Below are 15,537 nucleotides of genomic sequence, written 5' to 3' on the forward strand. Positions count from 1 at the left end.
CAGCGCTCCCCGGGGCAGGGTAGGCGACTCCGGCGACGGCCGCGCCGACCGGGTCGATCGCGACCGGATCGACCGGGACCAGCTCGGCCCCGTCGCTTCCCCGTCGCTCCCCCGGCCGGTCGGACGCAGCTCCAGCAGCCCGGCCACACCGGCGCAGGAGACGGCGATCCGCCCGTCGTTGCAGACGGCGACCGCCCCGGCCGGGGCAGCCGACGCTGCCGCGGGTCATAGGCGGCGCCGGCCACCGTGGTGATGTGCCCGTCCGGGGACACCGCCCGCAGCCGGTCGTTGTCGGTGTCGGCGATCAGGATCCGGCCGTCGGCGGCCACGGTGACGGCGCTCGGCCGGCGCAGCCGGGCCAGCCGCGCCGGGCCGTGATCGCCGCTCGTTCCGGGCGCTCCGGTTCCCGCGACGACATCGACCCGGCCGCCCGCGCCGCCCGCGACGACATCGACCCGGCCGCCCGCGCCGCCCGCGCCGGCCTCGATCCGCAGGATTCGGTGGGCATCGGTGTCCGCGATCAGCAGCGCCCCGTCGTGGTCGAAGGCCACCCCGCGGGGCCCGGCCAGCGCCCGGCTGCCGGCCGCACCCGCCACGACCTCGACGACGTCCCGATCGGGGTCGACCCGCAGAATCCGGTTGTTCCCGCTGTCCGCGACGTAGAGCATCCCGTCGGGGCCGCAGGCCAGGCCGTAGGGCGTGTCGATCCGGGACATCCGCCCCGAGCCGGACCCGCCGGAGTGACCCGCCTCCCTGGTGCCGAGCACCCGCTGGCCCTCTCCGGTCGGCCGGATCCGCAGCACCTGGTGTTTCGCCGGCTGGCTGAGGTAGACCGACCCGTCGGCGCCCAGGGCGATCCCATGGCTGTCGAGCACGTGAACGGGTTCGGGAGCCGGCCGCAGCCGCGCAGCGCCCGGCTGACGCCTCCGGCCGCCGGCATTGGATGTTCCCAGCCCAACTGGATCGCCCGGCACGACGGTGAACTCCGGTGCCGATGGCGGGGAGGTTCGCCTGTCAGGCGCCCTCCGTGGGCCCGACCGTCGCCAGCGCCTTGTCCCGGTGGGGTGCGGCTCCCCCGCCGAGACGAGATCCGGCCGCGGCGCCGCCCACTCGCCGAGCGCGGCGGCTTCGGCGCCGAACATCGCCTCGCGCAACTCCTGCTCCACGTAGAGCGGGAGGGCGCACTGGGCGAACGCATCCCGGCCGTAGGTGCCCACAACCGCCGCGGTGAGGTCCAGCGCGACCTCCAGCCCGCTCTGGTGACGGCGCGTGGGATCCTTGTCCATCGCACGCGACACGACCTCGGCGAACGCGGCCGGGGTGGGGCCGATGGTGTCCAGCCGGGGCGGGATGACCGTCTCGTGCAGATGGGCGAAATGTTCCCACTGGTCCACGCCGGCGCCCGCCGGGGGCGGGAACGGCAGCGCGCCGCTGAACAGCTCGTACAACGTCACACCGAGGGCGTACACATCGGCCGCCGGGGACACCCGACCGTCGCGGATCTGCTCGGCCGGGGCGTACTGCAGCGTGCCGGCCCGGCTGGCCCCTCCGGCCGGGCCGCCCTCGTCCACGATCTGGGCGATACCGAAGTCGGCGAGTTTGATCGTGTGGTTGTCGGCCACCAGGAGGTTCGCGGGCTTGACGTCGCGGTGGACGACATTCCTGGCGTGGGCGGCCTGCAGTGCGGACGCGGTGACGATCCCGGCGACGCACACGTCCAGCACGGACCGGCCGGCGTCGGCGAAGTACCGCCGCAGCGTCCCGCGCTCCAGCCACTCCATCACCAGCAGGTGGATCTCACCGTCGGTGTTGTAGTTGTAGACCCGCAGGATATGCGGGTGGCTCAGCACGGTGAGGATCTCCGCCTCGGCCCGCAGCAGCCGGGCGACCTGCGCGGGAGCGTCCCGTGAGCTGATCCGCTTGACCGCCACCCGCTGGTCGATGTCCCGGTGCCGCCCGCGGATCACCTCGCTGTTCCCGCTGCGGGCCACGGTCTCGATCAGCTCGTACTGCCCGTGGAGAATCGCCTCCTCCCGCTCGAACACACTCCCCCCTTCCGATCAGTCGCAGGGGTCACGGTAGGGCACCTCAGGCAGATATTCCGCCCATTCCTCCGGCGAGATCGGGCCCCCGCGCCGCTGGCACAGCCGCGCGGCCGCCTCGTCGACGTCCACCCCCTGCCAGGTGGTACTCAGCATCTCCGTGCCCGCCGGCAGCACATACCGCCCATCAGGGCTGAAGGCCAGGTCGACGATCCCCGTCTGGCCGGGAAGGTCCGCGACCAGCTCGGGATCCCTGAGGCGCCCACCGTCGACGTCCCACAGCTTCACATCACCGCCGCCGGCGGCCAGACGGGTACCGTCCGGCCCGAACGCGACCGCCGTGATCGGGTCCTTCGCCGGTGCCGTCCTGCCGAGCAGCTTCATCGCCGTCGGATCGGACACATCCACCAGGTACACCCTGCGGTCGGCCCCGCCGACGGCGAGCACCGGCTCGGTCGGTGAGAACTCGAGATCACCGGGATGTCCGCCGAAACCCCCCTCCGCCAGCGGGCCCGCCCCGAGGTCGTCGGGGTCCCACAGCCGCACCTTCTGGTCGTTCCCGGAGGATGCGAGCAGGCCGCCGTCCGCGCTGAACGCCACCAGGACCTCGTTGGTCTCGGGATGCGCGTTCTGCCGTTCGCCGGCCAGCACCGGGTGGCGCGGGTCGCTGACATCCCACAGGTGGATGTCGCCGCGGTTGTCACCGGCAGCCAGCCTGGTGCCGTCCGGGCTCAGGTCGATGCTGACGAGGCTCCGCGCCGAGCTGTTCCGCGCGTTCTCACCGGTTGTCACCGACGCGAGGGGGGTGGGGCGCGCCGATGGCCGGGCGGCGCCGTTCAGGGCCGCGGCCCCGCTGGCGGGCTCGCGGGTCCAGCCCGCGAGCCCGCCGGGCGACACGTCCCACAGGCTGTAGCCCTCTCGGGAGGCCGTGACCAGCACCTGGTCGCTGGAGCGCAGCTCCAGGCCCACGGTGGGGGTGCTTCCCACCCCCTTGTTCAGCTGGTCGGCTGTCGCGTTGAAGGGGTGGGCATCGTTGATCCAGCCGAGCAGCTCCGCGTCTTCTCGGCCGGAGGGATCGGAGCGGTAGGCCATGATGTCGTAGTTACTGGCCACAAAGACCAGGCCGTCCGGCCCGCCGGCATCGACCGCCAACATGCCGGTGATGCCGTCGTCGACCAACCTTCCACTCCACTGGTGGACGCGGAGGTCGTTGTCCGCGGAACCACTGACGATCCGCCGACCGTCAGGGCTCACCGCGAGCGCAAGCCCCTGCTGGCTGAGCGGCAGGGCCGTGAATTCATCGAGGTCCCAGGCCGGATAGCCGATACTGATCTTCGCATTGGCTGAGACCACCGCGATCGCGCCACCGGCGAGCGAGACGATATCAGCGAGGACATATGGCCCCGATATAATGGTATGACCACGATATTCCGGGGTCATACCGTCTTCGCCTGGCCGAAAATACTCCACCGTTGCACCGAAAGCCCGGTAAAGAGATACCCCGTCAGTGCCGAAGGCCACCGGTGATCGGAAGCCCTCCAGGGGCTCCGAGTCCTCGGGGTTCACCAGCTCCGCGACCGGGTGGGCGGCCGCGCTCTCGCTGGGTGCGGCCCAGAGAATGGCCCGGCCGTCGACGCCTCCGGTGAGGATCCTGGTGCCGTCCGGGCTGAACTCCAGATCCCGCACGGCCATGGTGTGGGCGGGCCGGTCCGCGTCGTCGCCGAGAACGTCCACGGCTCGGGGCGCGGCCGGGTCGCCGATGTCGAACAGCTGAACCGTGCTGCCATATCCACCGACAGCCAGCAGGTCGGCGGTCGGGCTGAACGCCAGCCCGACCGCGCCGGTCTCCGGGTCCGCCGATGAGGTGGGCAGCGCAGCACCGGGTTTCGGGTGCGCCGGATCGGCGCTGTTCCACAGCCGTACCGCGCCGTCGGCCGTCCCGACGGCGAGAATCCGCCCATCCCGGCTGAAGGCCACCGATCCCACGGTGTAGGGCTCTCCGTCGGTGCCGTGGTAGGCCGGCAGGCGACTGATGAGACCGCCGGTGGATTCGCCGCCGTCCCAGAGAGCGGCGGTGGCGTCCTCGCCGCCGCTCGCGATCAGCCGACCGTCCCGGCTGTAGGCCACGGTGTGGATGGGGCCGGCGTGTGCGTCCTTCAGGCGGGTCGGCGTCTGCGCCCCCAGCACTGCCGAGCGGGCCTCGCTGGTGTCGGCGAACTCCCGCGCGGCCAGCGCCAGATGGGTGCCCACCTCCGCCCGGCTGAACGCCTGATCCTCCGCCAGGCCCGCGATGTACTTCGACCGCGCCTCATCGCGAATGGTCGCCGCCGCCGAACGCTGGTCCACGAAGATGCCGGTGAGCGACACGGCAAGCAGCGACAGGACGGCCAGCCCGGCCACCAGGACACGCAGCCGGGTGGTGCGGCGCCTGGCCGCGGCGGTCGCGGCGCGCTCCTGAGCGACGGCGGCGTCGTAGAAGCGCCCGGCACGCCCACCCAGCGACCGACGCCGCCCGCCGGGCTCAATCTGCTCGCGTGCCGCGGCCAGCCGCAGCCCGGTGAAAAGAAACGACGGATCCTCGCCGTGGCGCTCCCACTCCCCCGCCCGGTCGTCGAGCTGCTGACGGACCAGCGCCTCGGCACGATCAAGCTCGATCCACCCCCGCAGCCGCGGCCAGGACCGCAGCAACGCCTCATGGACAATCTGCACCCGGTCCCCGTCGGCCTCCACCAGGCGCGCCGCGACCAGCCGGTCCAGGAGGGCCCGCGCCGCCGGGCCATCCGCCTCGATCTCGTCGAGGAGCGCCTCGGTGCGTACCGGCCGGCGGGTGACCTGGCCGCCCTCACCGACCCGGACCAGCCGCGGCAGCAGCATCCGCGCGACTCCCCGCCCGGCGTCGTCAAGACCGGCGAGCAGATCGTCGGCCGTCTTGGCCAGCGCGCCCGCCAGCCGGCCCGCGTCCCGGTAGGTGCCCACCCGCAGCGTCCGGTCGGTGCGCAGATCCCAGGTCACGCGCAGCACATGGGCCAGCAGTGGCAGCACGCCGGTATCGGCCAGCCCGCGGCCGGCTCCGGCCGACGCCCGGCCGCCCGCCTCAGCCAGATCGTCGAGAAGCAGGTCGACCAGGGCCGGCTCCACCGTGACTCCGGCCAGTCGAGCCGGCTCCACGATGGCGTCGCGCACCTCGGACTGTTCCATCGGGCCGACGACGACCTGGCCGTGCTGGAGCACTTCCGCCAGCTCGGGGTAGGCCACGCAGCGCAGGTAGAAATCGCCGCGCACGGCCAGCACCACCACCGCCGGCGCGGATGGGCCGGCGGCGGCCGCGCACAGGGCACGGATGAACGCCACCCGTTCGGCCTCGTCCACGCACAGCGTGAAGATCTCTTCGAACTGGTCGACAGCGAGCAGCAGCCGTCGGCGCGGGCGGTCGGCATGCTGGTCGGCGGGATGGTCGGCGGGCTGGTCGCCCGTCGAGGCGGCCAGCAGGTCGGCGAGGACAGCGGCGAACCGCTCCGGCTCGGCGCGCATGGCGTCCCGCAGGACCCAGCCCAGAGCCGGCGCGCCCAGCGCCGCTGTCACTCGCATTGCGAGCTCCGCCAGCGGATGCTCCGTCGGGGCCAACGTGACCTGCGGTGCCCCGGCCGGCAGCACCGCGCCGAGCCCTGCGCGTCCCACCGCGGGCAGCAACCCGGCCCGCAGCACCGACGACTTCCCGGCCCCGGACGCCCCCACCAGTACCAGCGGCCCCTGCCCCGCGGCTCGCTGCGCCAACCGGGCGAGGGCTTCGGCGACGAGGTCGGTGCGGCCGAAGAAGTAGTTCTCCGCGGCAGCCTCGAAGGAGCTCAGACCCGGATATGGGCATGCCGGTGTCGTTGATCGGCCGGGGGCCGGCGGCGGGACCGGTCCGGCCGCCGGTGCCGAGAGGATCGACGTGGGCCCCGGCTCGGCTGACGGCAGGCTCGCCGTTATCGGCAGGCTGGCCGCTGTCGGCAGGCTCGCCCGCACGACCGCCGGCCGCGAGCCACTGTCCGGGACACCCGCGGGCGTACCCGCAGAGCCTTGTGTCATCACACTTCTCCTGGATGATGAGGCCGGGTGGCTGTCGGATCAGCTCGCGCAGGGATCGCGGTACGCCGTGTTCGGCAGGACCTCGTCCCACTCCTCGGCGGGCACGGGGTCCCCGATTTCTCGGCAGATCCGGGAGGCGAAGTCATCGGCGTCGACCGGCAGCCAGAAAACGCCGGTCGCGTTCCCTCCACCCGCCGCCAGCGCGTACCGGCCGTCTGGGCTGAAGACCGGAGTCGAGCCCCCGCCAACCAGGTTCGCGACCAGCTCGGGATCCGCCCGGTGGTCGGCATCGACGTTCCACATCTTCAGGTCCGCTCCGCTGACCAGAAGGCGGGTGCCGTCCGGGCTGAACCCGATCCCGAAAACCAGTTCCCGGGCCGGAGCGGTCATGCCCACCGTTGTCAGCTCCGACGCGGCGGAGACCTCGATCAGCTGGACCCGGCGGCTGCTCCCGCCGACTGCCAGCAACGACCCGGTCGGCGCGAACTCCAGGTCCTCCGGTATCCCGTCGTACTTCACCTCGCCCAACGGGCCGGCCGCGAGATCAGAAGCCCGCCACAGCCGCACCAGCCCGTCCTTGGCAGCGGTCGCGACAAAGCGGCCGTCGGAGCTGAACGCGGTCAGAACGTAACCGGCGCCGGGGTGCGCATCCCGCCGGGAGCCGATCTGCGCCGGGTGGCGCGGGTCGGAGACATCCCAGAGTGTGAAGCCTCCTCGGTTGTCCCCGACGACGAGCCGGGAGCCGTCGCGGCTCAGGTCCATACTCATGAAACGTGCGGAGGTGTTGTCGGCGGGCCGGTCGTCCGCCGTGACCGATGCCAGCGGGGCTGGCCGGGCCGGCATCGTGGACGGATAGCCGTTCAGCCAGACCTCATCCCCCCGCAGCGGCTCACGGCTCCACCCCTCCAGTGCCGCCGCCGATACGTCCCACAGGCTGAAGCCCTCCACCGTCGCGGTGATCAGCACCTGGTCCTCGGCACGAAACGCCATGCCCCTGACGGCAAGGCTTCCCCGGCCTTGACTGATACTTTCCGCGGAGGCGTGAAAAGGGTGCGCGTTGTGCACCCAGCCGAGCAGCGTGGAGCTTTCGGTCCCATCGGGATTCGAACGGTAGACCATGATGCTCCGGTCTCCGCCCATGAAGACAAGATGATCGGTCCCGTTCGCCGCGACCCCCGTCTCGACCACCCGTACACCTTCGAAGGAAGCGCTGATCATCGCACCGTCCCACCTGTGGAAACGGAGGTCCGTGTCGTCCGCCCCGGTGACGACGTGCCGGCCGTCGGGACTTACCGCGATCGCCCAGCCATGCCGTTCCAACGACCAGGCCGCCAGCTCATCGGAACTCCAGGCCGGGTTGAGCAGCGAAATCCTGTTCAGATCCGAAACCACTGCCACTGAGCCACCGCCCAGGGATACGAGATCCTTGGTCTTCGTGCCGGTGACATACGAATATTCGGCTGGCGCCGGGGCCCCGTCCGCACCATCGAGGCCGGATCTGCACAGATAACCGGCGCAGGTGTAGTAGACGGCGTTCTCGTCGCGGCTGAAGGCCACCGAAACCCGGAGTTCCCGAGAACGAACTGCCTCCAGTGCCTCCTGTAGTTCGGGATCGTCCGGCCAGGGGAGTTCCGCGAGCGGCCGAGCGGCGGCTGTCCCGTTCGGTGCGCTCCAGAGGATGGCGCGGCCGTCGAGGCCACCGGTCACGATCCTGGTGCCGTCCGGGCTGAATTCGATATCCCGTACAGGCTTGGTATGCGACAGCGCGGCTTCGGGGCCGCCGAGAACGCCCAGCGGACTGGGGGCTGCCGGGGCACCGACGTCGAACAACCGGACGGTGGTGCCGTACCCGCCGACGGCCAGTACATCGCCGGTCGGACTGAATGCCAGCCCGTAGACGCCGGTCTCCAGGCCCGTCTCCGTCGCCGCCCGCGGCAGCGCGGCCTGCAGCACCGGATGACGCGGATCGGCGATGTTCCACAGCTGGGCGACGCCGTCGGCCATACCGACGGCCAGGGTCCGCCCGTCCCGGCTGAACGCCACCGACTTGACCGCGTACTGCTTGCCGTCAGGGCCGAGATACCTCGGCAGCCGACTGATCAGCCCCTGCTGGGGTTCCGCGCCGTTCCACAGCGCGGCGGTGGCGTCGTCGCTACCAGTCGCCACCAGCTGTCCGTCCGGGCTGTAGGCCACCGCGCCGATCGGCGCGGTGTGCACCCCCCGCAGGCGGGTGGCCGGAAGCGAGCCCAGGATCGCGGAGCGGGCCTGGGCTGTGTCAGCTATCTCCTCGGCGGTGAGGGCGAGGTCGGTGGCCAGCTCCGGGCGGGTGCTGCGCTGGTCCTCGGCAAGCCCGGCGATGTGCTGGGACTGCGCCTGGTCGCGAGCATCGATCGTCGTCGAGCGCTGGTCGAAGGTGACGACGGCCAGGGTGGCGGCGAGGAGCACCAGCACCGACAGGCCGGCGGCGAGCCCCAGCAGCCGGCGGGTGCGTCGCCGGGTCACGGCTGCCTGGGCCCGCTCCCGAGAAATCGAGGCGTCATAGAAGCGCCTGGCCAGCTCTCCGAGCCCCCGGCGCCGGCCACCGGCGTCCACCCAGTCACGGGCAGCGGCCAGCGGCGGGCCAGACAACAGGAACGACGGGTCATGGCCGTTCGCCACCCACTCCCCCGCGCCATCGTCGAGCTGCTGGCGGATCAGGCTGCCGGCGCGGTCGAGCTCGACCCAGTCCCGCAGCCTCGGCCAGGACCACAGAAGTGCCTCGTGAGCGATCTGCACCCGGTCCTCATCGGCCACCAGCAGGCGGGCCGCGATCAGGCGGTTCAGAGCCGCCTCCGCGTCAGCGTGGGCCGCGTCGACCTCGTCGAACAGGTCGTCGCGGCGCAGCGGGCGGCGAGTCGGACCGCCGTCGCCGACGCGCACCAGGCGCAGGAGAAGCTCGCGCGCGGCCTGCTGGCCCACCTCACCCAGCCCGAGGTACAGCTCGTCGGCGCTTCTGGCCAGGGCGCCCGCCAGCCGGCCGGCGTCGCGGTAGGCCCGCTCCAGCAACGTGCCGGCCTCTCGGTGATCCCAGGTGACGCGCAGCGCGTGGGCCAGCAGAGGAAGCACACCGGCGTCGGAGAACCCACCGCTCGCGCCGACCGAGGTGGCCGAGGTGGCGGCGCCGGTCGAGGTGGATGTGCTGGCCGTGCTGGCCGTGCTGGCCGTGCTGGCCGTGCTGGCCGTGCTGGCCGTGCTGGACGTGCTGGACGTGCTGGACGTGCTGGCCGTGCTGGACGTGCTGGACGTGCTGGACGTGCTGGACGTGGCTGCCAGATCGTCGAGGAGCAGCTCCACCAGTACCGGTTCCACCTCGGCCCCCGCCGCGCGGGCAGGCTCGACGATCGCCTCGCACAGCTCCGAGCGTCGCATCGGGCCGACAACGATCTGTCCGTCCTGCAGCGGCTCCGCCAGCGCCGGATAGGCGGCGCACTCCAGGTAGAAGTCGCCGCGCACGGCGAGCAGGACCACCGCGGGCGCGGACGGGCCGACGGCCACGGCGCACAGGGCGCACAGGGCGCGGATGAACGCATCGCGTTCGGCCTCGTCCGCGCAGAGGGTGAAGGTCTCCTCGAACTGGTCGACGGCAAGCAGCAGCCGACGGGGCACCAGCGGCGTCGTGGACGCCGCATCGCCCTCGGGTCCGGCGGGTGCGCGCAGCAGATCGGCGAGAATCTCGGGGAGACGTTCCGGCGCGGTGCGCAACGTGTCGCTCAGCACCGAGCGCAGACCTGGCGCCGACAGAGCGCCGGCGATCCGGCCCGCCAGCTCGGCCAGTGGATGTTCGGTGGGCGTCAGGACGACCCGCGGCGAGGCCGCTCCCATCACCTCGCCCAGCGCGCCCCGCGCCACCGCGGGCAGGAGCCCCGCCCGCAGCACCGATGACTTGCCCGAGCCCGAGGCCCCCACGAGGACGAGCGGGCCGCGGCCGGCCGCCCGCTCCCGCAGCAGCCCCAGCGCTTCACCGACCAGCGCGGCCCGGCCGAAGAAGAACTTCTCCATGCCGGCGTCGAAAGCGCCCAACCCCGGATAGGGGCAGTCCGAATCATCGGCGCCGGAAGGAGGCCGTGAAATCTCCGGCACCGGTACGTCCAGTTCGCCGGCGGAGAGCACCGAGGTCGGTGTGTCGTCCTCTTCCCGCAGCGGCCTGAGCCGCCCCGGGTTGTGGGTCACGACCATGTCGTCGGCCCAGCCGGCCGACACCCGGGCGACGCTGACCGTCGTCGCCGCCCGCAGTCTGCCCGCGGCCAGGTCGTGCAGCGTGCCCATCGTGAGGTCGTCCGGCCCGGCTGGCTCCCCGTGGGTGAGGAGACTGAGAAGCTGGCCGAACAGCGGGCCGTCTCCTCCTGACCGCGCTGACCGCCCTGACCGTGGCTGCCCGACACAGGCCAGGACTTCGACGCCAGGGGCCGTCGACCGGGCCGCCTCCGCGACCGCCGCCAGCAGCCGCTCCGCGGCACTCCCACTCGGGGAAGCCTGCCCGCCCGCGGCCACTGTTCCATCGCCGTCGCCGGTGCCGTTACTCCTGGCCGGGCCGACCGGGGAACCATCGCCGGCCAGCCGGCCGTCGATGACAAGGAACCGTCTCCGGGCCGGTGTGGTCGACAGAAGCGCCAGCAGATTCGCCAGGGTCAGGGCCGTGTCGCCTACGACGAACTCGGGAGAACCGTCGTGTGCGAGCCGCAGCGGGCCGTCCCAGTAGATCCCGAAGGTACTGGTGGCCTCTGCAGCCAGGCGCGCGACGGCCACCGCGACGTCCACCGCAGCGGCCGGATCAGCGATCAGACTGCGGTGTTCGGCAGGCAGACCAAGTCGCGCTGCCGCCGCGGCCACGGAACCCCCGGCCGGCATCCCCGCGTCCGCGAAGGCGGGGCCGCCGTCTCCAGGTCCTCCGGAACAGTTGCAGTCGCCCAGGCGCACGACCGCCAGCCGGGCGCCTTCCACCTGTTCACCCACAGAAAAACCCACCATTGTGCCCCCCGCCACACCACGACATGTGGAACGGGGCGAATCTATTACTCGTTTGACAGAAATCGACGTCAGGTGTGGCCTTTGTCCTTGTCTTGTCCAGTGCGACGTCCGCCCGGCGCGGCGTCGCCAACCGTCCGGTCGTCTACGCGATCGTGCGACGCCGCGATGTGAGCAACATCCGCGTCCTCGGCTCCGTGGCCCGCACCGAAGCAGACGACGCGAGCGACCCGCGGGTACACAGCCGGATCCGTTCGCAGACGTCCGCCACGATCAGCAGCGAGATCCGCCGCAACCGCGACCCACCAGTGCTCACCGCACGTAGGGCCCCGACCTGCCCCGGCGCGGAGGTGACGCGGGTGGGGCCAGGTGCCCTCCGTACGCGGGATGGCGCCACCATCGGACTGTAGTCACCATTTAGATCGTATTACCCATAAGCAGGTCATCGCGAGCATTTTCCACATAGCCGTTAACGAGATCACGCCAGTCCTCATTACTAAATGAAATCGAACCGTCGAGCATGCCGTCGACGTAACTCAAGAAATTGCTCGCAGCTTCCAAGACTCCCTCTTTTCCGATAAGGCGTAGCACTATCCAGGATGCCCATAGGTTACTCCTGACTTCACGAGCAGATGGTCGATCCCAGCCGGGTTGCGCCATAAGAGCGAAGGCTCTTCGACATCCTCCAACAGCCTGATAGAAGGCCACGTATGCTTCTCGTCGCTCAGCGTGGAGCCTGAACAGATCTTCCCGTTGTTGCGTCTCGCGGCGCGCACGTGCCGCTTCCTTAGCCTGGTATCGCACACCTATGTATCCGCCAAATGCCGTCAGGATACCGCCGAGGGCCGTTAGCAAAATAGACGACAGTAGGCTCACCGCGACCTCCAGAGCAAAAATATGGGCATTCGTAGTCGCCGAGGATCGGCGTCCGCCCGCCGACCGGGACGGCGAATGAGGCGTGGCCCTACGGTGTTCTGATCTTCTTGAGCATGGTGAGCACATCCTGAGTTTCCCGGACCGCACTGTAGGCCGGCAGGCGGGGGATTTCGTACTTGTCGACGATGCTGTTCGCAATCATCCAGGGTTCGCTTTCGAGTATGACACGCAGATCGTCCGCGAGATTGCCGGCACCGCCCTGCGCCGCCAGCCGGCGGAGGAACTCCTGCTGAGCCAGCCACGCCTGGAACTCCGCGGTGAACTTGTCAATGCCGGACTTGTGGATGTCCTGGAGGTGGTGGGTGAGTTCGTGGACCACCACCGAGGCGACGTCTGCCAGGCGACCCTCGCGAAGGAAGATGTGCCCGGTTCCAGGGGTGGCACCCGCGATGAACAGGCCGCCGCAGTCCTCGGCGAGCGCACCCTCGGCCCGTAGCCGGGCCACCTCCTGTGCGCCGTACACGCGTTCCAGCGCCTTCTCGGTGAGTGGGTGCACGCGCTTGGGGCTCAACTGGGCGAAGAGCTTCGCCCAGCCGTCCTCCGCGACCTCCTCCAGGATCTTGTTGATCTTCGCGAGTGAATGCGCGCTGAACTCGGTGCCTTTGACCGCACGCAGCGCTGTCCGGATCGCGCGCTGCCCGGCGGCGCGATGCATGACCCCGGCCACCGCCCGTTCCGCGGCGGCGGGCGGCAGGGTGCCGTGGGCGGCCCGGATGAACTCGGCCGCGTCACCGCCTTCGAGCAGCAACTTCGTCGGCGCCCGCAGCGCGTTGACCGCCTTCAGCACGTCGGCCACGTCGAGGACCAGTCCGGCGATGTCCATCGCCACCGCGAACATGTCCGGCTCGTTCGCCGACAGATCCGCGATACGCGGGTCGAGCGCCACGTTGCTGGCAGCGGACTCGGCCATGAAGTTCTGCACGCTCTCGCTGAGCTGGTAGGCACCGGCTCCGGCAGCGACGACCGCGGCGCCGAGGGCGAGCCCGCCGCTCGCGAGCGTGGCGATCAGCCCGGCGGTGATGCCGACCGCGGCGACGGCCATCTGGACCATCGCCTCGTCCGCGTCCTGCTGCCGTGCCTTCTGCTGGACGGCCCCCATCAGCATCTCGTTGCCGGTGACGCCCAGATCCTGCGCGGTGAGGCGAACGACGTCCGGCAGGTTCCACACCTTCAGCCGGCCGGAGGCGACGTTCTCCCTGGTCTTGTTGATGTTGTCGCTGATCGCGGCGAGCTTCGCGCCGAGCAGCCTGTCCAGCGCCTCATCGTCAGCGGTCGCGACCTCGGCGACCGGTACCTGGAGCAGCACCGGAAACTGCAGTTCGGTCTCGGCACGCTGGCGCTGGAGCGTCTTCTCTCTCTCCTCGCGGCGTGTCCGCATTGCCCCGAGCCGCTCGTGAGTGGGGGTGACCCCGCCGTCGGGCAGGTCGGCCACCAGGGCCTGTTCCTGGCGCCGAAGATCCTCGACGTCGAGCACGAGGCTGTTGAGCCGCTGCGCCGCCGTGCGGAGCCGGTCGCGGTCCGAGGGATCGGTCGAGCAGACGCCGGCATACCGCGCGATCTCGTCCCCGACGATCCGCTGGTTCTGGTCGAGCATCGTGTTGGCGATCTGCCGGCCGCGCTCAAGGAAGCGCGGCGGGAAATCCTCTTCGATGAGGCGGACCATCGCGCGCTCGCGTTCGCCCTGCTCACCGGGTGCGACGCCGAGCCCGTCCAGCAGCGGACCGATCTGGCCGTTGAGCCGTTCGACCTCAGCCCGGAGCGTGTCGATCTCGCCGCGCAGCTCGGCCATCATCTGGTCGTTGGGCGGGGTCCCGTGCTCAGGTGGGTCACGACGCTGCCGTTCGGCCTCTTCCAGTGCCCGGGTCCTGTCCGCGAGCCGCCCCCGGTTCTGATCACGTTCTCGGATCAGGGAGATCACGGCCGCGCCGGGTAGCGCTCGGCCGACGACGTCCCGGTCGGCCTCTGACATCGGCGGGGCCTTGCTGAGCACCAGCGACGCCCTGAGCAGCGTGTCCCGCTCCTCGGGCGACAGGCTGGCGGGCGGCTTCGCAGGGTCCCGGTTGACCACGACCGGCCGGCCGGCGGAAACGCCGCCGCCCACGACGACGCCACCGCGAGCGGCTACGGCACGGCCGGCGGCTACGGCACGGCCGGCGGCTACGGCACGGCCGGCCGCTACGGCACGGCCGGCGGCTACGGCGGTGTTGCCGGCGGAACGTTGGAGGCCGAACAGCGGATGCTGGTCTCCCCGGGTCCCGGTGGCCGGCGCAGGCCGGCCGGAGGAGCGGGCAGCAGCGGCGGGCCGCTCGGCCGGGACTCGTCCTGATCCCACGTCAACGACCTCATCGACTCGTGAGCCTGACCCCTCCGAAGTCTGGGACTGGATGGCCGATCGACGGCGACGGCGCCGACGGACCGGCCCGAACCGCCGACGCATCCGCCCGAACGGGCAGTCAGACCTGCCCGGGGGTCCTGACCACCCTGCCGGCAGGGGACTGCGGCGGTGTTCCGGACCATCACCTTCCAGTCCGATCGCTCGCGGCCCGCGCGTGACCGTTCCGCGCCGCCGCCCCCGTCGAGAACGCGAATGCCCGCGACGGCGCCGAGGAGCGCCTCGGTTCAGCCTCGGAGACTGTCTGGCACGTGGACTGCCGAGGCACCCCTCACCTGGTCGTCCTGGTCAACGGGTTGCCGGTCGCGCTCGACCGTGATCCGATGGAACTCCGCCGTGAACGGTTCCTCGCCGAGCTGACCCGGCCCGCCGCTGCCGTGCGTCCGGGTGCTCGACCAGGCGCTTCGTCTGACAGTCGCTGCCGACGGCGTTCCGGGTGATCCGCCGGACGCTGCTCCGGACGGCGCCGACCTGTTCGGCGCGGCGCCGCCCACTTCCCTCCCCCGCCCAGCGACCTGGAGGGTCACCGGCAGATCCTGGCCATCGAGCATGCACGTGCCGGCGCGACAGCGTCCTGGTCGTACCCTGCGACGCCGCGGCCGGCCCGGTAACGACGCTGTGCCGCGCAGAGGATCTCCCGCTCGTGGGCGGCGGCGGGACGGACCTGCGAGCCGGCTTCGCCGCGGCACTCCGACACCGGCCAGACGTCATCGTCGCGCTCACCGACGGCCAGACACCCTGGCCGCGCCGCCCGCCCAGCCGGACCGTGATCGGCCTCTTCGACCGGCCCGGAACCTGGTCCGAGGACAGCGAGTACGTGCCCGAGGCCCCGCCAGCCTGGGCCCGCCTCGTCCAGATCGGTGACCGACGTGTACGGATCATGATCGTCTAGCGACTCGGGCGTCCACTGGCTTGGCTGCCGTCGTGGCGGCCAAGCGGCCCTCCTGATGGCCGGCGGGTCCGGTCATCAGATTTCCCACAGCCGCACCGTGGTGTCGCTACTGGCGCTGGCTGGAGTGCGCCCGTCTGGCGCAAACGCCACCGAATCCACAGAGTCGGTGTGGCCGGTGAGGCAGGGCCGGATGTCGCGGG

7 protein-coding genes and 1 pseudogene are annotated in these 15,537 nt (G+C 71.3%); 2 read left to right on the forward strand and 6 right to left on the reverse strand.

Going from position 1 to position 15,537, the window contains the following annotated elements; genetic code table 11:
- From FREUN1FDRAFT_RS33540 to FREUN1FDRAFT_RS33550, 3 genes are all read right to left on the reverse strand, one after another.
- On the reverse strand, window positions 1-2,045 hold a 2,045-nt coding region (locus FREUN1FDRAFT_RS33540; protein ID WP_006544804.1), incomplete at its 3' end, for a serine/threonine-protein kinase.
- Window positions 2,046-2,060: 15 nt separating this feature from the next.
- Entirely contained in the window at window positions 2,061-6,113 is a 4,053-nt protein-coding gene (locus FREUN1FDRAFT_RS33545) for an AAA family ATPase (RefSeq protein ID WP_006544805.1), read from the reverse strand.
- A 39-nt stretch (window positions 6,114-6,152) separates the two neighbouring features.
- Window positions 6,153-11,105 (reverse strand): AAA family ATPase, encoded by a 4,953-nt coding sequence (locus FREUN1FDRAFT_RS33550; protein WP_035956063.1) that lies wholly within the window; start codon window positions 11,103-11,105, stop codon window positions 6,153-6,155.
- A gap of 107 nt (window positions 11,106-11,212) precedes the next feature.
- Here FREUN1FDRAFT_RS33550 and FREUN1FDRAFT_RS33555 point away from each other — a divergent pair, with 107 nt between their 5' ends.
- Window positions 11,213-11,527, forward strand: coding sequence for a hypothetical protein (locus FREUN1FDRAFT_RS33555; RefSeq protein WP_157475712.1), 315 nt, complete (start codon window positions 11,213-11,215; stop codon window positions 11,525-11,527).
- Between the two features lie 7 nt (window positions 11,528-11,534).
- Here FREUN1FDRAFT_RS33555 and FREUN1FDRAFT_RS44525 read toward each other — a convergent pair whose 3' ends face one another.
- The gene (locus tag FREUN1FDRAFT_RS44525; protein WP_157475713.1) at window positions 11,535-11,993 is read right to left on the reverse strand and encodes a hypothetical protein; all 459 of its coding nucleotides are present in this window, start codon (window positions 11,991-11,993) and stop codon (window positions 11,535-11,537) included.
- 88 nt (window positions 11,994-12,081) lie between these two features.
- Window positions 12,082-14,385 (reverse strand): hypothetical protein, encoded by a 2,304-nt coding sequence (locus tag FREUN1FDRAFT_RS33560; protein WP_035956066.1) that lies wholly within the window; start codon window positions 14,383-14,385, stop codon window positions 12,082-12,084.
- A 604-nt stretch (window positions 14,386-14,989) separates the two neighbouring features.
- On the opposite strand from FREUN1FDRAFT_RS33560, the pseudogene FREUN1FDRAFT_RS42360 reads away from it, so the two are divergent.
- A pseudogene (locus FREUN1FDRAFT_RS42360) lies at window positions 14,990-15,337 on the forward strand (VWA-like domain-containing protein); the annotation flags it as partial.
- Between the two features lie 75 nt (window positions 15,338-15,412).
- On the opposite strand, the gene FREUN1FDRAFT_RS47585 reads toward FREUN1FDRAFT_RS42360, so the two are convergent.
- On the reverse strand, window positions 15,413-15,496 hold the full coding sequence (locus FREUN1FDRAFT_RS47585; protein ID WP_369809777.1) for a hypothetical protein: 84 nt from the start codon (window positions 15,494-15,496) through the stop codon (window positions 15,413-15,415).
- Between the last annotated feature and the right edge of the window lie 41 nt (window positions 15,497-15,537).

Source organism: Parafrankia sp. EUN1f, assembly GCF_000177675.1.
Lineage (GTDB): Bacteria > Actinomycetota > Actinomycetes > Frankiales > Frankiaceae > Parafrankia.